Annotated in this window: 18 protein-coding genes and 2 tRNA genes; 15 read left to right on the top strand and 5 right to left on the bottom strand. The window is 65.4% G+C overall.

What is annotated here, in order from left to right; translation table 11 throughout:
* Positions 1-22: 22 nt before the first annotated feature.
* From C8J47_RS08680 to C8J47_RS08645, 8 genes are all read left to right on the top strand, one after another.
* A tRNA-His gene (locus C8J47_RS08680) sits at positions 23-99 on the top strand.
* Between the two features lie 111 nt (positions 100-210).
* Positions 211-1,260: a Glu/Leu/Phe/Val dehydrogenase dimerization domain-containing protein gene (locus tag C8J47_RS08675; RefSeq protein ID WP_121885274.1), complete on the top strand. Its 1,050-nt coding sequence runs from the start codon at positions 211-213 to the stop codon at positions 1,258-1,260.
* Between the two features lie 189 nt (positions 1,261-1,449).
* Positions 1,450-2,175, top strand: coding sequence for a heme ABC transporter permease CcmC (gene ccmC / locus C8J47_RS08670; RefSeq protein ID WP_121885273.1), 726 nt, complete (start codon positions 1,450-1,452; stop codon positions 2,173-2,175).
* A 97-nt stretch (positions 2,176-2,272) separates the two neighbouring features.
* Complete coding sequence (ccmE, locus tag C8J47_RS08665) at positions 2,273-2,719, top strand: cytochrome c maturation protein CcmE (RefSeq protein WP_121885272.1); 447 nt, start codon at positions 2,273-2,275, stop codon at positions 2,717-2,719.
* A complete protein-coding gene (locus C8J47_RS08660) occupies positions 2,716-4,629 on the top strand; it encodes a heme lyase CcmF/NrfE family subunit (protein ID WP_121885271.1) in 1,914 nt (637 codons plus the stop codon). The genes ccmE and C8J47_RS08660 overlap by 4 nt, the downstream gene beginning before the upstream one ends.
* Positions 4,626-5,153 (top strand): DsbE family thiol:disulfide interchange protein, encoded by a 528-nt coding sequence (locus tag C8J47_RS08655; RefSeq protein ID WP_060524957.1) that lies wholly within the window; start codon positions 4,626-4,628, stop codon positions 5,151-5,153. The genes C8J47_RS08660 and C8J47_RS08655 overlap by 4 nt, the downstream gene beginning before the upstream one ends.
* 137 nt (positions 5,154-5,290) lie before the next feature.
* The gene (locus C8J47_RS08650) at positions 5,291-5,671 is read left to right on the top strand and encodes a cytochrome c-type biogenesis protein (RefSeq protein ID WP_121885270.1); all 381 of its coding nucleotides are present in this window, start codon (positions 5,291-5,293) and stop codon (positions 5,669-5,671) included.
* On the top strand, positions 5,671-6,315 hold the full coding sequence (locus tag C8J47_RS08645) for a hypothetical protein (RefSeq protein WP_121885269.1): 645 nt from the start codon (positions 5,671-5,673) through the stop codon (positions 6,313-6,315). The genes C8J47_RS08650 and C8J47_RS08645 overlap by 1 nt, the downstream gene beginning before the upstream one ends.
* Positions 6,316-6,427: 112 nt before the next feature.
* Here the strand turns inward: C8J47_RS08645 and C8J47_RS08640 are convergent, their stop codons facing one another.
* Entirely contained in the window at positions 6,428-6,646 is a 219-nt protein-coding gene (locus tag C8J47_RS08640) for a DUF3072 domain-containing protein (RefSeq protein WP_056058060.1), read from the bottom strand.
* Between the two features lie 51 nt (positions 6,647-6,697).
* Positions 6,698-7,804: an alanine dehydrogenase gene (gene ald, locus C8J47_RS08635; protein ID WP_056048250.1), complete on the bottom strand. Its 1,107-nt coding sequence runs from the start codon at positions 7,802-7,804 to the stop codon at positions 6,698-6,700.
* A 127-nt stretch (positions 7,805-7,931) separates the two neighbouring features.
* Between ald and C8J47_RS08630 the strand changes: the two genes are divergently transcribed.
* From C8J47_RS08630 to C8J47_RS08605, 6 genes are all read left to right on the top strand, one after another.
* Positions 7,932-8,372, top strand: a complete 441-nt coding sequence (locus C8J47_RS08630) for an Lrp/AsnC family transcriptional regulator (protein ID WP_056048254.1) — start codon at positions 7,932-7,934, stop codon at positions 8,370-8,372.
* 254 nt (positions 8,373-8,626) lie between these two features.
* Positions 8,627-10,558, top strand: coding sequence for a potassium transporter Kup (locus C8J47_RS08625; RefSeq protein WP_404969261.1), 1,932 nt, complete (start codon positions 8,627-8,629; stop codon positions 10,556-10,558).
* A 143-nt stretch (positions 10,559-10,701) separates the two neighbouring features.
* Entirely contained in the window at positions 10,702-11,223 is a 522-nt protein-coding gene (locus C8J47_RS08620) for a 2'-5' RNA ligase family protein (protein WP_121885268.1), read from the top strand.
* A gap of 66 nt (positions 11,224-11,289) precedes the next feature.
* Positions 11,290-11,366 (top strand) — tRNA-Met (locus C8J47_RS08615).
* Between the two features lie 179 nt (positions 11,367-11,545).
* The gene (locus C8J47_RS08610) at positions 11,546-13,918 is read left to right on the top strand and encodes an FdhF/YdeP family oxidoreductase (RefSeq protein WP_121885267.1); all 2,373 of its coding nucleotides are present in this window, start codon (positions 11,546-11,548) and stop codon (positions 13,916-13,918) included.
* Positions 13,915-14,703 (top strand): formate/nitrite transporter family protein, encoded by a 789-nt coding sequence (locus C8J47_RS08605; protein WP_121885266.1) that lies wholly within the window; start codon positions 13,915-13,917, stop codon positions 14,701-14,703. Before C8J47_RS08610 ends, C8J47_RS08605 begins: the two co-directional genes overlap by 4 nt.
* Positions 14,704-14,734: 31 nt before the next feature.
* On the opposite strand, the gene fdhD is transcribed toward C8J47_RS08605, so the two are convergent.
* From fdhD to C8J47_RS08590, 3 genes are read right to left on the bottom strand one after another with little or no spacing between them, the layout of a single operon-like run.
* Positions 14,735-15,526 (bottom strand): formate dehydrogenase accessory sulfurtransferase FdhD, encoded by a 792-nt coding sequence (fdhD, locus tag C8J47_RS08600; RefSeq protein ID WP_121885265.1) that lies wholly within the window; start codon positions 15,524-15,526, stop codon positions 14,735-14,737.
* A complete protein-coding gene (locus C8J47_RS08595; protein WP_259467459.1) occupies positions 15,523-16,008 on the bottom strand; it encodes a molybdenum cofactor guanylyltransferase in 486 nt (161 codons plus the stop codon). Before C8J47_RS08595 ends, fdhD begins: the two co-directional genes overlap by 4 nt.
* Positions 16,009-16,034: 26 nt before the next feature.
* On the bottom strand, positions 16,035-18,323 hold the full coding sequence (locus C8J47_RS08590) for an FdhF/YdeP family oxidoreductase (RefSeq protein ID WP_121885425.1): 2,289 nt from the start codon (positions 18,321-18,323) through the stop codon (positions 16,035-16,037).
* 126 nt (positions 18,324-18,449) lie between these two features.
* Here C8J47_RS08590 and trxB point away from each other — a divergent pair, with 126 nt between their 5' ends.
* A complete protein-coding gene (gene trxB, locus C8J47_RS08585; RefSeq protein WP_121885264.1) occupies positions 18,450-19,418 on the top strand; it encodes a thioredoxin-disulfide reductase in 969 nt (322 codons plus the stop codon).
* The last annotated feature ends 38 nt before the right edge of the window (positions 19,419-19,456 follow it).

Below are 19,456 nucleotides of genomic sequence, written 5' to 3'. Positions count from 1 at the left end.
GCTAGGGGGCGATGCCTACGCGGCGGTCGTAGTTCAATTGGTTAGAGCGTCGGCTTGTGATGCCGGATGTTGCGGGTTCAAGTCCCGTCGGTCGCCCCATTTTCCCATTATTTTTCCGAGCCTCGCCAACGTGAGCGCTTTGGGCTGGTAAAACCGGCTGGAAAATAATATTTCGCTTCCCGGTAATTTTATTCTCCTCAGGAGCCGGCGATGACAGCGGTTTGGGACCTTCCCGATTTCGACGACCACGAGGGCGTTCATGCCTTCACCGATCCCGAATCGGGCCTGCACGCCGTGATCGCGGTGCACTCGACCAAGCTCGGGCCGGCAGCCGGCGGCGCACGCTTCTGGCATTACGCCGACAACGGCCGCGCGGTGACCGACGCACTGCGCCTGTCGCGCGGCATGAGCTTCAAGAACGCGATGGCGGGCCTGGAGCTTGGCGGCGGCAAGGGCGTGGTGCTCGCAGCGAAGCCCGGCGACGTCATCACGACCGCCCAGCTTGAGGCGTTCGGCCGCGCGGTTGATTCGCTCGGCGGGCGCTATGTGACGGCCGAGGACGTCGGCATGTCCGAAGACCGCATGAAGGTGATCGCCAGCCAGACGCGCTACGTCTCCGGCCTGCCGGTCGCGAGCGGCGCTGCTGGCGGCGATCCCGGGCCGTACACCGCGCTGGGCATCTATCTTGGCGTGAAAGCGGCGGCCCAGCGTGGCCTCGGCGCGACCGACATGAAGGGCGTGCGCGTCGCGATCCAGGGCGTCGGTTCGGTCGGCGGCGGGCTCGCGCGGTTGCTGGCCAAGGACGGTGCGGTGCTGACGCTGGCCGACGTCGACGAGGGCCGGGCGCAGAAGCTGGCCGGCGAACTCGGCGCGACCGCGGTGGCGGCCGAGGCGATCCTGACGACCGAGGCGGACATCTTCAGCCCGAACGCGCTGGGTGCGATCCTTACCGAGATGTCGATCGCGGCGCTGAAGGCGAAGGTCGTCGCTGGCGGTGCGAACAACCAGCTGAGCGTCCGCGAGGACGGTGCTCGGCTGCATGCTCGCGGCATCCTGTACGCGCCGGATTACGTGATCAACGCAGGCGGGATCATCAATGTCGGCCTGGAGTATCTGGGTCACGGCGACGAGGCCGAGGTGAAGGCCCGGATCGCGCGCATCCCCGAGCGTTTGATCGAGGTCTGGAACGAGAGCGACCGTACTGGCCAGCCAGCCTCGGACGTGTCGGACTCGATCGCCAAGCGCCTGATCGGGAGATAACGGTCCTTCTCCCCTCCGGGGAGAAGGTGGCACGAAGTGCCGGATGAGGGGCTGTTGGGGTAAACGACCTAAGCCTCACGCCCCTCACCCTCCCACCGCAAGTGCGGCGGGCCCCTCCCTCTCCCCGATGGGGAGAGGGGCTCAAGTCCAAGGTGACAGCCTCGTATTGTTGCCATAGTGGTGTCCACAGTGGCCACCCTACACGCCTTCGCAAACCCTGCGCGCTTCCTGAAGATCGCCAAGCCGTTGACGCCTGCGCTCTTTTGGCTTGGCGTTGCATTCATCGTGCTCGGTTGCTGGGCGGGCCTCACCCAGACCCCGCCCGATTACCTCCAGGGCGAGACGGTCCGCATCCTCTACATCCACGTCCCCGCCGCCTGGCTCGGCATGGGCGGGTGGAGCGGGATCGCGATCTCCAGCATCGTGTTCCTAGTCTGGCGCCACCCGCTCGCCAGCGTCGCCGCGCGCGCGATCGCGCTGCCCGGCGCCGTGTTCGCCGCACTGTGTCTCATGACCGGCTCGATCTGGGGACGGCCGACCTGGGGAACGTGGTGGCAATGGGACGGCCGGTTGACCTCGATGCTGCTGCTGTTCTTCGTCTATCTCGGCTACATGGCGCTCGCGAAGGCCGACGCGGATCGTGGCGGCGACGGCCGCGTGCCGGCACTCTACGGGATCGCCGGGTCGGTGCTGCTGCCGATCATCCGCTATTCGGTGGTGTGGTGGAACACGCTGCACCAGGGGCCGAGCATCGGGCTGACGCAATCGACGATCGATGGCTCGATCCTGTGGCCGCTGCCGATCATGCTGGCCGGCTTCACCTTCGTGTTCGCCGGGATCGTGTTGATGCGCATGCGGACGATGCTTGCTGTTGCGAAATCCGAAGCTCGGATGCGCAGAATGGCGAGAGCATGAACCCCTGGCCGTTCGTGACTGCCGCGTATGTCGTAACGCTGGGCGGCGGCGCGATCATCGCGTTGTTGAGCTACCTCGCGATGCGCAGGGCCGAGAAATGAAGGCCAAGCATCAACGCCTGACGCTAGCGCTGCTGGCGCTCGGCGCGGTCGTGGTCGCGGGTCTGCTCGCTCTGTCGGCGCTGAAGGACCAGGCGGCGTTCTTCTACGCACCGTCGGACGTGCGTCGCGACGGCTTGCCTCTCGGCCGCGCGGTGCGGCTCGGTGGGATGGTCGAGGGTGGCTCGGTGAAGCGCGCCGCGGACGGCGTTACCGTGCAGTTCGTCGTCACCGACGGACAGGCGACCACGCCGGTAGTCTTCGCGGGCATCGTCCCTAACCTGTTCCGCGAAAAATCGGGCGTCGTCGCCGAGGGCCAGTTCCAGCCCAACGGCAGCTTCGTCGCGTCGAACCTGCTCGCCAAGCATGACGAGAAATACATGCCGCCGGAGATGGCCGGCAAGATGCACGAGACGAAGACGCTCGAGCCGGACGCCAAGCAGTGATCGCCGAAGCAGGCCTCGCCGCGCTCTGGTTCGCAGGCGCGCTGGCGGCGTTGCAGCTCGTGATGGCAGCGATCGGCATTGCACGCGGTCGTGAAGACGTCGCAGCGGCGGTCCGGCCGGTGGCGATCGTCCAGGGGTTACTCGCACTGCTAGCGATGGCGCTACTGATCGAACTGTTCCTCGACTCCGACATGTCCGTCAAACTGGTCGTCGAGAACAGTCATTCCGCCAAGCCGTGGCTCTACAAGTTCGCCGGTGCGTGGGGAAATCACGAAGGCTCGATGCTGCTCTGGGTGACGATCCTCGGGCTGGCCGGTGGCGCGGTGGCGATCTTCGAGCGCTCGCTGCCCGAACGCACGCTCACCGCGACGCTCGGCGCACAGGCGACGATCGCGCTCGGCTTCTACGCGTTCCTGCTGTTCTCCTCGAACCCGTTCGCGCGACTCAATCCGGCTGCCGCCGACGGTCTCGGCCTCAACCCGCTGTTGCAGGATCCCGGCTTGGCGTTCCATCCGCCTACGCTTTACACAGGCTATGTCGGCCTCTCGGTCGCGTTCTCGTTCGCGGTTGGTGCGCTCGTCACGCGCGACGTCGGCCCGGCGTTCGCGAAGGCGATGCGCCCCTGGGTGCTGATCGCATGGATATTCCTGACGCTCGGCATCACCGCGGGATCCTATTGGGCCTATTACGAGCTCGGTTGGGGCGGCTGGTGGTTCTGGGACCCGGTCGAGAACGCCTCGCTGATGCCGTGGCTCGCCGCCACCGCATTGCTCCATTCGGTGACCGTGCTCGCGACGCGCGACGGCCTGCGCGCGTGGACGATCATGCTGGCGGTCGTCGCATTCTCGATGTCGATGATCGGCACCTTTTTGGTGCGCTCGGGCATCCTGACGAGCGTGCACGCGTTCGCGGTCGACCCGGAGCGCGGCGCGTTCATCCTGGCGTTGCTCGCAATCTACATCGGCGGAGCGCTCGCGCTGTTCGCCGCGCGGATCGGCACCGTCCGCGCGGGCACGACCTTCGATCCGGTCAGCCGCGAGGGCGGGTTGGTCGCGAACAACCTGTTGTTGTCGGTGATCCTCGGCATCGTCCTGATCGGCACGCTCTATCCGATCGTCGCGGCGAGCTTCGGCGTGCAGCTGTCGGTCGGTCCGCCGTTCTTCAACAAGGCGGCGGGGCCGATCGCGTTGCTGCTGGTCGCGGTGATGGCGGTCGGGCCGCTGCTGCGCTGGCGGCGCGACGATTCAAAGGCAGTGGTGCGTCGCGTGATGCTGCCAATCGGCGCGACACTGCTCGCGGCAATCGCGTTGCTGTTCGTCTGGCCGGGCGCGCTCCCCTGGGCCGGGCTTTCGCTGGCCGCGGGGCTCGCCGTCGCCAGCGTCGCGCCGTTGTGGAAGCGCAACCTCAGGCGCACGCCGCTGTTCACGTATGGCATGGTCATCGCGCATCTCGGCATCGCGATCAGCCTCGCCGGGATGGCGTCGGACAGCGCCTTTACCAAGGAAACGCTAGTCGCGGTCCGCGCGGGCGAGCCAGCGCGGGTCGGGCCGTACACCGTGACGCTCGACGGCATTTCGCCAGTGATCGGCGAGAACTGGTCGGCACTGGAAGCGCGGCTCACCGCGACACGCGGTGGCAGCCAGAGCATCCTGCGCCCGCAACTCCGCTTCTTCGCCAACCCGCCGACAAGCACCAACGAGTCCGCCATCCTGACGGTACTAGACGGCCAGCTCTATACCGTGCTCGGCCAACCGGACGGGCAGGGGCGCTGGCAGCTTCGCCTCTGGTGGAAGCCGTTCGTAACGTTGATTTGGTTCGGCGGCGTGCTGATCGCGCTCGGCGGTATGCTGTCGCTGCTCGGCCGGGTGCGGCGCGAGCGACGTGCCGCGATACGGGCTGAATGGGCATGAAGCGGTTCGCACTCTGGGCACCGCTGGCGATCTTCGCGCTGCTGTTCGCGGTGGTGGCGAGCGGGCTGTTCCGGCCGGCGGAGAAGGTGGTGCGATCGGCGATGGTCGGCAAGCCGCTCCCCGACTTCGCGTTGCCGGCGATGGTCCCCGGCAAGCCCGGCCTGACCAGCGCATCGTTTCGACAGGGCAAGCCGCGGTTGCTCAACGTGTTCGCGAGCTGGTGCATCCCATGCATCGCCGAGGCGCCGCAGTTGATGCGGTTGAAGGCGATGGGCGTGCCGATCGACGCGATCGCGATCCGCGATACGGCACCGGCGATCAGCGGGTTCCTGCGGCGCAATGGCGATCCGTACGAGCGTATCGGCAGCGACCGGGCCAGCCAGGTGCAGTTGGCGCTGGGCTCGTCAGGCGTGCCGGAGACGTTCGTGATCGACGGCCGCGGGATCGTCGTGAAGCAGATCATCGGCGATATCCGGCCTGAGAATGTGGCCGAGATCGTCCAAGCCGTGAAGGACGCGCGGTGAGGAGGCGGCTGTCTGTTCCCCTCCCGCTCGCGGGAGGGGTTAGGGGAGGGGCTTCTCCTCCAGCATCACCCGCACGCGCGCGTCATGCCCTCCCCCGACCCCTCCCGCGAGCGGGAGGGGAGGTCGTTGCTGCGCTTTTGCTCTGTATCTCGCCGGCCTTCGCCCAGCCGGTCACTCCACCAGCGCATTACGCCAACGTGCAGCTCGCCGACCCCGCCAAGGAGGCTTCCGCCCGCGCACTCATGGAAACGCTACGCTGCCTCGTCTGCCAGGGGCAGTCGATTGCCGACAGCGACGCGGACATGGCGGCCGACATGCGCGCGCTAGTCCGCGAGCGGATCGAGCATGGCGAAAAGCCTGCCTCGATCCGAGACTGGCTCATCGCGCGCTACGGCGACTATGTTACGTACGATCCGCCGCTGTCGGGACTGACGTGGCCGTTGTGGCTAACGCCAATCCTGCTGCTGGCGATAGGCGGCTGGGTTGTGCGGTCGAGCTTCCGGCGGAGGACACGCTGATGGGTTACGTCTGGCTGGCCGCGATCGGAGCCGGTGCGTTTGCGCTGCTCGCGGTATTGAACGTGAACCGCGTCCTGTGGTCGATGGTCGCATCTGCGCTGATGCTCGGCGCGGCGGGGTATGCGTGGCAGGGGCAGCCGGGGCTTTCCGGCCATGCGGTGTCGACCGGACTCGCGCCGGCGCCTGACGATGGCGCGATGCTGGAATTGCGCGACCAGATGCTCGAGCGGTATACGGGCGCGGCGGCGTATCTGGTGGCGGCGGATGCGATGACGCGGATCGGTGATCGCCGTGCGGCGGTGCAGGTGCTGTTAGGCGGTATCCGGATCGCACCGAAAAGCCTCGTGTTATGGACTGGCCTTGCCAATGCGCTTGCTGCGCACGACGCGAACCAGGTTTCTCCACCCGCGCTGTTCGCATTCCAGCAGGCGACGCGACTGGCGCCGAAGCATCCGGCCCCGCCGTTTTTTCTCGGGCTAGCGTATGTGCGGGCCGGGGAGTTCGCGACGGCTCGGCCGTATTGGGCAAAGGCGCTTGCCTCGACGCCAGCCAACATTTCGTATCGGGGCGAGATCGCCACGCGACTGGCTATGCTGGATCGGTTCCTGGCTATGCAGGACGTGCCGAACGCAGGCCAAAAATAGTCCCGTCATCCTGGGCTCGACCCAGGATCCAGAGCCAAAAACGTTAGGCTATTTGGCTCTGGATCCTGACTTTCGTCAGGATGACGCGAAAAGGGGTAACGAGAAGAAGGGCTTACTGCCCGCGGCCGGTCTTCGACTGCAGTTCGTCGATCTTCTTCGACGCATCCGCCTTGGTCAGCGTCTCATCGAATTCCTCGTGTGCTTCCTCGGACAGCGTCTTGAGGTAGCTTGCCTGTGCACCGGTCATCTTCTCATCGCCGGTGGTCCAGTCGTCCGGGTCCTTCTCGGCGTTCGAGAAGGGTTCGGACTTGGGGTTCGGGGTGTCGGACATTGGAAATTCCTTTCCCCTGTCCAACACCCATGTTCCGTATCCGTTCCCGAGTCAGCCAGCCCATGCTTCGTAAGGTAAACCTAGATCATCGGCGACCGCCTTGTAGGCGATCTTGCCCTTGTAGACGTTCAGCCCGTTGGCGAGATGCGGGTCGGCCTTCATCGCGGCCTCGGCGCCCAGGTTGGCGAGCTTCAGCGCGAACGGCAGCGTCGCATTGTTGAGCGCAAACGCGGAGGTACGCGCAACTGCACCCGGCATGTTGGCGACGCAGTAATGGATCACGCCGTCGACCTCGAACACGGGGTCCTCATGCGTCGTGGCGTGGCTCGTTTCGAAGCACCCACCCTGATCGATCGCGATGTCGACCAGCACCGAGCCGCGCTTCATCGTCTTCAGCATCTCGCGCGTGACGAGCTTCGGCGCAGCGGCCCCCGGCACCAGCACCGCGCCGATCACCAGATGCGCGTTCTTCACCGCCGCCGCGATCGCCGCCTTCGACGCGTAGGCGGTCTTGATCTGGCTGGAGAAAAACATGTCGAGTTCGGCAAGGCGATCGTTCGAGATGTCGTAGATCGTCACGTCGGCGCGCATGCCGACCGCCATCTGCGCGGCGTTGACGCCCGACACGCCGCCACCGAGAATCGCGACCTTGGCCGGCGCGACACCGGGGACGCCGCCGAGCAGCACGCCACGTCCGCCCTGCTCCTTCTCGAGATAATGCGCACCGACCTGCACCGACATGCGGCCCGCGACTTCCGACATCGGCTTGAGCAACGGCAGCCCGCGACGGTTGTCGGTGACCGTCTCGTACGCGATGCAGGTCGCGCCGGATTTCATCAGCCCCTCGGCCTGCGGCTTGTCCGCGGCGAGGTGGAGATAGGTGAACAGCAGATGGCGCGGCTCGAGCATCGCGATCTCGCTCGGCTGCGGCTCCTTGACCTTCACGATCATGTCGGCGCCGGCGAATACCGCGGCGGCGGTCGGCAGGATCGTCGCGCCTGCGTCGACATAGTCCTGATCCTCGAAATCGATCCCCGAGCCGGCCTGCGTCTCGACGACGACCTCGTGACCGGCCGCGACCAGTTCGGCGACCGATGGCGGGGTCAGGCCGACGCGATATTCGTGGTTCTTGATTTCCTTGGGGACACCGACGCGCATTGATTCCACTCCATTATCGTTTGCGCCATATTAGCGCGCCTTGGACGGGAAGGGTTCGCAAACTGGTCTCGGTGCGATACCGCATCTGCAAGATGATTGCATCCATCGCCCTTGAAACGGGATAATCTTGAGCATCACGATCGAACGCAGGATCCTGGACCTGCTCGCCGCCAATTCCGACCTGACCAGCGCCGAGCTTGGCGACGCGGTCGGCCTGTCGGCGAGCGCTGCGCATCGCCGGGTAGCCCAATTGCGCGAAAGCGGCGCAATCGTCGGCTATCGTGCGGTGTTGTCGCAAGCGGCGCGGGGCGACCCCAGTATCGTCCTCGTCAACGTCACGCTGCGGGATCAGCGCAAGGAGACGATGGCAGCGTTCGAGGCCGAGATCGTCGAGTGTCCGCAGGTCGTCCAATGCTTCCTGATGAGCGGCGAGGCGGACTACATGCTCCACGTCGAAATCCGCCACGGCGAGACGTTCGAACGCATCCACCGAGAGACGCTGTCGCAACTACCGGGCGTAACGCGGCTCGCGTCACACTTCGTCATTCGCGAGGTCATCAGGCGATAGTGTTTTCCTGCGAACGCAGGAATCCAGGGTCAGAAAGAACGGCGCCTGTGACCCTGGGCTCCTGCGTTCGCAGGAGAACGGAAGCGGGGGCGTTCTCACCTCACGCGTCGGTCCGATCAGCCCCAGTTAATCCACGTTGCCCGCCCCGCCGTTGCCGCATTCCGGCCCGCATGCTAAATGCGCGCGCTTGGGGCACAGGGTGAAATCGGAAATTCGATGAGTATTGCTGCACTTCCGGGCCGATTCACCGTCCAGTGAGCGTCGACCAGACCGCCGCGGCCTCGACCGTACCACCCGCCAATCTCGATCTCGAGACGGGGCATCACAACTCCGACGGCATGCTGAAGCTCGCCTTCGGTGCGATCGGCATCGTCTTCGGCGATATCGGCACCAGCCCGCTCTACGCCTTCCGCGAGACCTTCGCCGGCCACCACAAGCTCGCGCTCGATGCGGCGCACATCATGGGCGTCATCAGCCTGATGTTCTGGTCGATGATGATCGTCGTGACGGTCAAGTACGTCATCATCATCATGCGCGCCGACAACAAGGGCGAAGGCGGCAGCCTCGCGCTGCTCGCACTCGTCTCGGGCAAGACCAAGACGAAGCGCTGGAGCAAGGGAATCATCCTGCTCGGCGTGTTCGCGACGGCTTTGTTCTACGGCGACAGCATGATCACGCCCGCGGTGTCGGTGCTGTCCGCGGTCGAGGGCCTCGCCGTCGCCGCGCCCGCCTTTGCCGGACTGGTGCTGCCGATCGTGATCGTGATCCTGATCGCGCTGTTCTGGGTGCAGAAGAGCGGCACCGCGCGTATCGGGCTCGTGTTCGGGCCGATCATGCTGGTGTATTTCAGCGTCATCGCGGTGCTCGGTATCCTCAGCATCGTCCAGACCCCCGAGGTGCTCTGGGCGCTGTCGCCGCACTACGCGGTCGAGTTCTTCATCATCGATCCCGAGCGGGCGTTCCTCGCACTCGGCTCGGTCGTCCTCGCTGTCACCGGTGCCGAGGCGCTGTACGCGGACATGGGGCATTTCGGCCGCAAGCCGATCGGCCTGTCGTGGCTGTTCTTCGTGCTGCCCGCGCTGATCCTCAATTACATGGGGCAGGGCGCGCTGCTGTTCCGCGACGGTCGCGAGGCCTTGGTCAGCCCGTTCTACAACCTCGCCCCCGAGAGCCTCCAGCTCCCGCTCGTCATCCTCGCGACGATGGCCGCCGTCATTGCGTCGCAGGCGGTGATCTCCGGTGCGTTCTCGGTGACGCAGCAGGCGATCCAGCTCGGCTTCATCCCGCGCCTCCGGATCGAGCACACCAGCGCCTCGACCGCGGGCCAGATCTACATCCCGCTCGTCAACGGCGCGCTGATGGTGATGGTGATCCTGCTCGTGCTGTTCTTCCGCACCTCGTCGAACCTGACGAGCGCATACGGCATTGCGGTAACCGGCGCGATGTTCATCGACACGTGCCTGCTCGGCGTCGTGCTGTTCCGCCTCTGGAACTGGCCGAAGATCGCCGCGATCCCGCTGCTGGCTATCTTCTTCACGGTCGACGGCGCCTATTTCGCGGCGAACCTGACCAAGGTGCCGGCTGGCGGCTGGTTCCCGCTGCTGGTCGGGTTCATCATCTTCACCTTCCTGACGACCTGGTCGAAGGGGCGGCAGCTGATGATCGACCGGATGCACGAGGCGGCGATGCCGATAAAGGTGTTCATCGGCTCGGCAGCGAGTTCGGCGTCGCGCGTGCCGGGGACGGCGGTGTTCATGACCTCGACCGCGGACGGCGTGCCCCACGCGCTGCTCCACAACCTCAAGCACAACAAGGTGCTGCACGAGCGCGTCATCCTGCTCACCGTCAAGATCGTCGGTCAGCCTTATTGGCCCGCGCACGACCGCGCGGTGCGCGAGGAGCTCGGCGACGGCTTCCACCGCCTCGTGCTGCGCTACGGCTTCATGGAGGACGCCGACGTGCCCGCCGCACTGCGCCAAGTCCATAATTGCGGCGCGGACTTCAAGATGATGGACACCAGCTTCTTCCTGTCGCGACAGACGCTGCTCGCATCGGACAAGCCCGGCATGATGATCTGGCGCGAGAAGCTGTTCGCCTGGATGCTGCGCAATGCGGAAAGCGCGATGGAGTTCTTCCGCCTGCCGACCAACCGCGTCGTCGAGCTAGGCAGCCAGGTCGAGATTTGATGATTTACGCCTCCTGCTTCGCCAAAGTCGCACCCCCCCGGCGAAGGCCGGGGCCCAATTGGAGAGGTTGCAGTAACGGCGTGCTACCCTCGTCATTGACGTTTCCCAATTGGACCCCGGCCTTCGCCGGGGGGGGGGGGGCCATGACGACCGGCCCGACCGAAGTCGCCCCGATCATCGTCACGGCCCTGTTCGGCCGCAAGGACACCGCGTTCTTCGATTCAATGCGTCGCGAGCATTTTCCGCCCGAGCGCAACCAGCTCGACGCACACCTGACGCTGTTCCACCACCTGCCGCCCTCGGGTCTCGACGAGCTCAAGCACCGCCTCAACCAGGAAACGCGTGGCATCCGTGCCCCACAGGCGCGCGTGGGCGGCCTGATGTCGCTAGGACGGGGTGTGGCCTACCGGATCGAGTCCCCCGACCTCGTCGGCATCCGTGCGCGCCTCGCTGACGCGTTCACCGGCATGCTTACCCCGCAGGACGCCGGCGGCTGGCGTCCTCACGTCACGATCCAGAACAAGGTCAGCCCGCAGGTCGCCAAGCTCCTGCTCGGCAATCTGCAGCGCGATTTCACGCCGAAGGACGTCGAAATCGCGGGTCTTGGCGCGTGGTGGTATCGCGGCGGACCATGGGAAGCGATTTCCCGGCACATGTTCGCTTGACCGCCTTGAAACCGCTTCCTATAGGCCGCGCCTCGCAGGGAAGAACGCTTCCCTGACGGACGGTACGGCGAAGTAGCTCAGTTGGTTAGAGCACGGGAATCATAATCCTGGGGTCGGGGGTTCAAGTCCCTCCTTCGCTACCATTTCAGACCTGGCGCACGGCGCTCGTGGTCCAACTCCCGCGACAGACGCAAGCGATCACCAAGTGCGGGAAACTCGTCTTCGCAATCGCAAAATGCCGTTCTATTGCCTTGGGTTAATGGTCGGGCATCGCGCTGCGTATCGGTGTTCGCGTCGGTCCGGCCTTACGGGAGAGACGAGCATGCGTGACAAACGCCCTGATGGGATCGCCGACTATACGGGTCCGGCCGGTGGCTGGGGGGCGCTAAAGGCGGTTGCCGTCTCGCTCAAGGCGCAGCAGATCGTGGTGCGCGGCGGCCAGACACTGCTCAAGTCGAACCAGCCCGACGGTTTCGATTGCCCGAGCTGCGCATGGCCCGACCCGAAACATACCTCCTCGTTCGAATTCTGCGAGAACGGCGCCAAGGCCGTCGCATGGGAATCCACCGCCAAGACGATCGGCGCCGAGTTCTTCTCCACGCACAGCGTGTCCGACATCTGGAAGCAGAGCGATCACTGGATCGAGGACCAGGGCCGCGTCACCGAGCCGCTCCGCTACAACGCCGCCACCGATCACTATGAAGTCGTGAGCTGGGCGGATGCGATGCGCGAGATCGGCGCAGGTCTCGCGGCCGTCCCCGATCCCAACCAGGCCGAGTTCTACACCTCGGGCCGCTGCTCGAACGAGGCGGCGTTCCTGTTCCAGCTGTTCGTGCGGCTCTACGGCACCAACAACTTTCCCGACTGCTCGAACATGTGCCACGAGGCGACCTCGGTCGGCCTGCCGAAGTCGATCGGCATCGGCAAGGGCACCGTCAGCCTCGAGGATTTCGACCACGCCGACCTGATCCTGTCGATCGGCCACAACCCCGGCACTAACCATCCGCGGATGATGGCGACGCTCCGCGAAGTGTCGAAGCGCGGCGGCAAGATCATCGTATTCAACCCGCTCAAGGAACGCTCGCTTGAACGCTTCGAATCGCCGCAATCGGTGGTCGAGATGGTGACAATGTCGGCAACCCCGATCGCCAGCAGCTATTATCAGGTGAAGGTCGGCGGCGACGCGGCCGCGCTGAAGGGCATCGCCAAGGCGCTTATCGCGCTCGACGAGGCGGCCGAGGTCTCCGGCGGCGAGCCCGCGCTAGATCACGCGTTCATCGCCGAGCATACCGCGGGCCTCGACGACTATATCGCCGATCTCGCCACCACCGAATGGGCCGATATCGAGCGCTCCAGCGGGCTTTCGCGGAAGGACCTCGAAGAGGTCGCGCTGGCGTATTCGAAGTCGAAGTCGACGATCTGCTGCTACGGCATGGGCGTCACGCAGCACCGCACGGGCACGACCAACGTTCAGCAGATCGCGAACCTGCTCCTGCTCCGCGGCAATATGGGCCGGCCAGGCGCGGGCATCTGTCCGCTGCGGGGCCACAGCAACGTCCAGGGCGACCGCACCGTCGGCATCACCGAGCGCCCGATGCCTCTGCTGCTCGACAACATGCGCGACGTGTTCGGGTTCGAGCCGCCACGCGAGCATGGCCATTCGGTGGTCGAGAGCATCGCCGCGATGCGCGACGGCCACGCCAAGGCGATCGTCTGCCTCGGCGGCAACCTCGCCATCGCCTCGTCCGATCCGCAGGCATGCGCGGAGGGCTTCCGCAACCTCGATCTCGCGGTCCACATCACCACCAAGCTCAATCGCACGCAGTTGCTGATGGCGAAGGCAACGTATGTCCTGCCGTGCCTCGGCCGGACCGAACTCGACATGCAGGCGACCGGGCAGCAGGCCGTTACCGTCGAGGACTCGATGTCGATGGTCCACGCCTCGCGCGGTTTCCTGATGCCGCCGGGCGACAACGTGAAGTCGGAGATCTGGATCGTCGGCGAGATCGCCAAGGCGACCTTCGCCGCGAAAGGCAGCGCGCCGATCGAGATCGACTGGGATGCCTATGTCGGCGACTACAGCCTGATCCGCGACAAGATCGAGGCGGTGTTCCCCGCGTTCGCCGACTACAACGCGCGGATCCGCAAGCCGGGCGGCTTCCACCTGCCGAACTCGGCGGCAATGCGCGAGTGGAACACGGACAGTGGCAAAGCCAACTTCATCGTCGCCAAGGGCGTCGAGGAGGACGAAAGTGCGGGCGATCCGACCGTGCTGCGCTTGACGACGCTTCGCGCGCACGACCAGTACAACACCACCGTCTACAGCCTCGACGATCGCTATCGCGGCGTGTTCGGGCGCCGCGACATCCTGTTCATGAACGAGCGTGACATGGCGCGGCTCGGGCACAAGGAAGGCGACGTCGTCGACATCGCCACCGCGCTCCAGTTCGCGCGTGCCGACCGTGTCGTCCAGAAGCTGATGCTGGTCCGCTATGCGCTGCCCGATGGCTGCGTCGCCTCCTACTACCCCGAGACGCAGCCGTTGATCGCGCTCGAGGATCACGACCCGCAAAGCTTCACCCCTTCCTACAAATCTATCCCGGTGACCGTCCGTCCCGCCGCCGCCGACATGGGTTCGGATCGCGGCGTGGTGCGTGCCGGGATCGTCGGCCACGAAAGCAAAGTCCCCGCATGAGCACCGGCTATTCGTCGACTATCGATACCTACGCGACCCTCGCCGCGACCAAGGCCGAGGCGTTGCGGCGCTCTCCCGCGGGGTTCTTCGCAGGCGCGATCCTGGCGGGAACGTATATCGGCATCGCGATGATCCTCGCGCTCAGCACGGGGTCGGGGCTGGAACCCGGTGTGCGGCCGCTGGTAATGGGCGCGACCTTCGGGCTCGGGCTGATCCTGACTGTCTTCGCGGGTGCCGAGCTATTCACCGGATACGTAATGTATCTGGGCTTCGGCCTGGCGAAACGGACGATCACGGTCGCAGAAGCCGTGAAGCTGACCATCGTTGTATGGGTCGGTAACCTGATCGGTGGATTAGTCCTGTCGGCAGTGTTCGCGGCTGGCGGCGGCGGCGCGGTGTTCGCCAACGCGGACACGATGTTCCATGCCTATGTCCAGCACAAGGTCGAGGCGAGCGCGGTCGCCCTGCTGGCGCGTGCGATTCTGTGCAACTGGCTGGTGTGCCTGGCGATCTGGACCGCGGCCCGGATGACGGGCGACGCGGCGAAGTGCATCGCGATGGCGTGGATACTGCTCGCCTTCGTCGCGGCCGGGTTCGAGCACTCGGTCGCCAACATGACGGCCCTGACGCTTGGTCTGATGGTGCCCAACCCGTCGATCGATATCGCCGGCATGGTCCGCAATCTTGCGATCGTCAGCGTCGGCAACATCATCGGCGGGCTGGTGTTCGTCGTCGGCGGCTACCTCGCCGCGGCAAAGACCGACGCGGTTCTCGCTGCGAAATAAGCTACCCTTCGCCTGACCGCATCACCCGCGGCTAGGCGAAGATGTCCCACGGATCGTTGACCACCAGGATCGCGTCGCTGCGGGCGAGCGCGAGCAGCGTCAGGCCGTGTTCCCGCGCATGATCGATCGCGAGGCTGGTCGGCGCGGAGATGCCCACCAGCATCGGCGCACCGGCGATCAGCGCCTTGTCGACCATCTCGAAACTGATCCGCGAGGTGACGAGGATGAAGCCGTCGATCGGCTGCCCCGTGATCGCGATGCCGCCGACGAGCTTGTCGAGCGCATTGTGACGGCCGACGTCTTCATACGCCGCAACGATCCGACCCTCGCGGTCGCCGGCAGCCGCGGCATGGATCGCGCCCGTAGCCGCGTTGAGAGGCTGGTGAGCGCGTAACCCGCCCAACGCCGCGAACAGTGCGTTCACAGGCGTATCGGGCTTTGGCGGCGTCCTCGGGACCGGTTTGCGGAGCTGCTCAAGCCCAGATATCCCGCACAGCCCGCAACTTGTGTCGCTGGTCCGGTGGCGGACGCGGTCGTGGATGCGGCCCTTGCAGCGCTCGGACAGCCCGACCCTCACGATCCAGCCCGCCTCCGCCTCGAAGATATCGATGTCGCGAACGTCGTCGGCGCTGTCGGCAAGCCGCTCGGTTAGCAGGAAGCCGGTGGTAAATTCGGCTAGGTCGGCCGGTGTCATCATCATCACCGCATAACCGAGGCCGTCGATCTCGATCGCGACCGGGACTTCGACGGCGATGGCGCGCTCGCCCACGGTAATCGAATCAGGCCGCAGGATCTTGATCGCTTGCGTGCGCGAGGTGGTCATAAGGTATCGAGGTCCTGCGGCGTGTTGACGTTCGGGATAGGCGCACCCGCCGGGATCGGGATAGCTCCGATCGCCTCCGCCCAACCGCGCACCGATCGCCGTGGCACGGTCTCGATATGGGTCAGCAAATTGCCGAGCAATCCAGTCTCCCAATGCCCGAGCACCGGAGCGTCGGGGCAATAGGCAGAGGCACGTCGGGACAGCGCCGTCAGCAACCCATCCGGCAACCAAGGCATGTCGCACGCGATCGTCAGCACCGACGTGAACCCGTTCGAAGCCGCATAACCGAGCGCGCCAGCGATGCCCCCCAATGGCCCGATATCCGCCTTCGGCAGGTCAGGGATCGCCCCGTCGCGTCCCGCGATCACCGCGGTCTCGACATGAGGCGACAACAACGCCCGCGCATGCTCAGCCAGCACGCGCCCGTCCAACACTGCCATTGCCTTGTCGGACCCGAAGCGAGACGACCGCCCGCCCGCCAGTACGACGCCGAGAATACGCTGCTCGGTCAGCGCGTCTTCTCGATCCGCACCGGCACGGATTTCGCTGCCGGAACATGGCTTTCGCGGGCGTGGTGAGCAACTGGTATGAGCAGGTTGCACTCGGGGTAATAGGCACCGAGGCAGCCCTCGGGGATCGCGTATTCGACCACGCGAAGCTTGTTCAGGCGACGGTCCGAATTGTCGCCTGCGTCACCGACCAGATCGACGTCGTCGCCATCGGTGATCCCCATCCGGATCATGTCGCTGCGGTTCATGAACACGATGTCTCGCGTGCCCTTCACGCCGCGGAAGCGGTCGTGATAGCCGTAGACGGTCGTGTTGAACTGGTCGTTCGACCGCAGCGTCATCAATCGAAAACGCCCCTCAGCCTCTTCGAACCCGGTCACGTTCAGCGCCTGCGGAACGTTGATCTCCGCCTTGCCGCTCTCGGTTTTCCACTCGCGGTGTGCCGCCGGAACGCCCTTCCAGAACCCGCCGGGCGTGAACATCTGGTCGTTGAAGTTCTTGAACAGGTCCGGATACGTCACCTCGATGGCATCGCGGACGCGAGCATAATCGCGCACCCAGGCATCCCAATCGAGCTTAGGATTGGGCGCGAGCGTCGCTTTGGCGATTCCCGCGACGATCGCTGGCTCGGACAGCAACGTCTCGGACGCTGGCGTAGCCTTGCCCTTCGAGCCGTAAATCTGGCTGAACGAATCCTCGATCGACACGCTCTGCGGCCCGGTGCCCTGCATGTCGGTCTCGATCCGGCCGAGGCAGGGGAGCAAATACGACGTCTCGCCAGGCAGCAGGTGCGAGCGGTTGAGCTTGGTCGCGATATGCACCGTCAGGTCCAACGCGCGCCACTTCGGCTCCATCCGCGCATGATCCGGGATCGCCCGCACGAAATTGCCGCCAAGCCCGACGAACGCCTGCGCGCTGCCGTCGAGCACCGCTTCGCACGCCTCGACCGTATCCCAACCCTTCTCGCGCGGCGGCTCGAAGCCATACTGCTCGGCAAGCTTGTCGAGCGGCGCGAGTTCGGGCTTCTCGGTGATGCCCACGGTGCGCTGGCCCTGCACGTTCGAGTGGCCACGGACCGGGCCCATGCCCGCCCCAGGCTTGCCGATGTTGCCGCGCAGCAGCATCAAATTGACGACCATGTGGACATTGTCGATCCCGCCAACGTGCTGCGTCAGCCCCATGCCGTACACCGCGATAACCGCCTTCGACTTGGCATAGACCTTCGCCGCCGCCTCGATCTCGGTGCGGGGCAGGCCGCTCTCATGCTCGATCGTTGCCCATTCGGTTGCACGCGCGACCTCGGCGAACGCCTCGAACCCGGTCGTGTGCTCGGCGAGAAACGCGTGATCGAGCACGGGCAGGCCATTGATCCGCTTGGCGTTGTCGTCGGCCTCGATCAGGTATTTGCACATCCCCATGATCGCGCCGACGTCGCCGCCGGTCTTGAGCTGGTGATATTGCGAGGCGATCGGTGTCGACTTGCCCGTTACCATCTCGATCGGGTTCTGCGGATCTTGGAATTTCTCCAGACCGCGCTCCTTGAGCGGGTTGAACACGACGATCTCGACGCCGCGCTTCGCGCAATCGCGCAACGGATGCAGGAACCGCGGGCTGTTCACCCCAGGGTTCTGCCCGAAGTAGAAGATCGCGTCGCACTTCTCATAGTCCGACAGGTGGATCGTCCCGACCGCCGAACCGATCGCCGACTTCAGCCCGACCGAGGTCGTCTCGTGGCACATGTTCGAGCTGTCGGGCAGGTTCTGGCTGCCATACATCCGCGCGAGCAGGCTATACATGTACGACGTCTCAAGGCTGGCGCGGCCCGACGCGTAGAAGATGACCTTGGTCGGGTCATAGGTCTTCAGCTTGGCGCCAATGCCCGCGAACGCCTCGTCCCAGCTGCACGCTGCGTATTTGTCCGTCGCGGCATCATATTTCAGCGGATGCGTGAGCCGCCCGGCCTGCTCAAGATCGAAATCCTTCCAGCTGATGAGTTCGCTGACCGTATGCTGCTCGAAGAACGCAGGCGTCACCCGGAACGAAGTCAGCTCCCAAGCCGTCGCCTTCGCACCATTCTCGCAGAACTCGGCGACGTGCGGATGCGCGGGCTTGCCCCATGCGCAGCTTACGCACGCAAAGCCGTCCGGCTTGTTCTGGCGGGCGAGTTCACGGATCACTTCCGGGCCGACCTTCTCGCGCGCGGAAATCTCGACGAGCGACTTCATCGAACCCCAGCCGCCTGCCGGTGCGGTGTAATCCTCGATCTCTACGGTCCGGTCGTCGCTCATGCTCATCTCCGCTTTTGTCGTCCAACGCAGTGGCAAAGCTTTCGATGCAGGCGGCACAGATTTACCGGCGGTTCAAATCCGGCCGCGCATCCCCTAGATGCAGTCTCGAATCTCCAAGGAACTCTGATGACGACGCACACGACCCGCATGCTTATCCTCGGCTCGGGCCCCGCCGGGCTCTCCGCCGCGATCTATGGCGCGCGTGCCGGGATGGCGCCGATCGTCGTGCAGGGCATCCAGCCCGGCGGCCAGCTCACCACGACCACCGATGTCGAGAATTATCCCGGCTTCAAGGACGTCATTCAGGGCCCGTGGCTGATGGAGCAGATGACCGCGCAGGCCGAGCATGTCGGCACGCGGATGATGTGGGACACCGTCACGCAGGTCGACCTAACCAGCCGCCCGTTCCGCCTGATCGGCGACAGCGGCGACGTGTATGAGGGCGACACGCTGGTGATCGCGACCGGTGCGCAGGCGAAGTGGCTCGGGATCGACAGCGAGGAGCCGATGAAGGGCAAGGGCGTCAGCGCCTGCGCGACCTGCGACGGGTTCTTCTACCGCGGCAAGAAGGTGGCCGTGATCGGCGGCGGCAATACCGCGGTCGAGGAGGCGCTGTACCTGACCAACCATTCGCCCGACGTGACGCTGATCCACCGCCGCGATTCGCTGCGCTCGGAGAAGATCCTCCAGGAGCGGCTGTTCGCGCACAAGGGCGTGACGGTGCTCTGGAACAAGGAGGTTCGGGAGTTCGTCGATGGTGGCGGCAACGCAGGGCTGGTCGCGCTGGAGCTCGAGGACACGGTCACCGGCGAGCGCTCGCGGCTCGCGGTCGATGGCGGGTTCGTGGCGATCGGGCATCACCCGGCGACCGAGCTGTTCCGCGGCCACATCGATCTCGATTCGGACGGGTATATCTCGGTCGAGATCGGGTCGACCCGGACCAGCGTCGAGGGCGTGTTCGCGTGTGGCGATGTCGCCGACAAGGTATACCGGCAGGCGGTGACGGCGGCAGGGACAGGCTGCATGGCGGCGCTGGACGCCGAGCGCTTCCTCGCGGCAGCCGAGTTTGCGGAGCTGGCGGAAGCGGCGGAATAACGCTCGCGTCCTTCATCATCGTCATCCTGACGACAGTC

The sequence above is a fragment of the Sphingomonas sp. PP-F2F-G114-C0414 genome, assembly GCF_003688595.1.
In the GTDB taxonomy this organism is placed as follows: domain Bacteria; phylum Pseudomonadota; class Alphaproteobacteria; order Sphingomonadales; family Sphingomonadaceae; genus Sphingomonas.
This window is presented reverse-complemented; position numbering and strand designations above follow the sequence as displayed.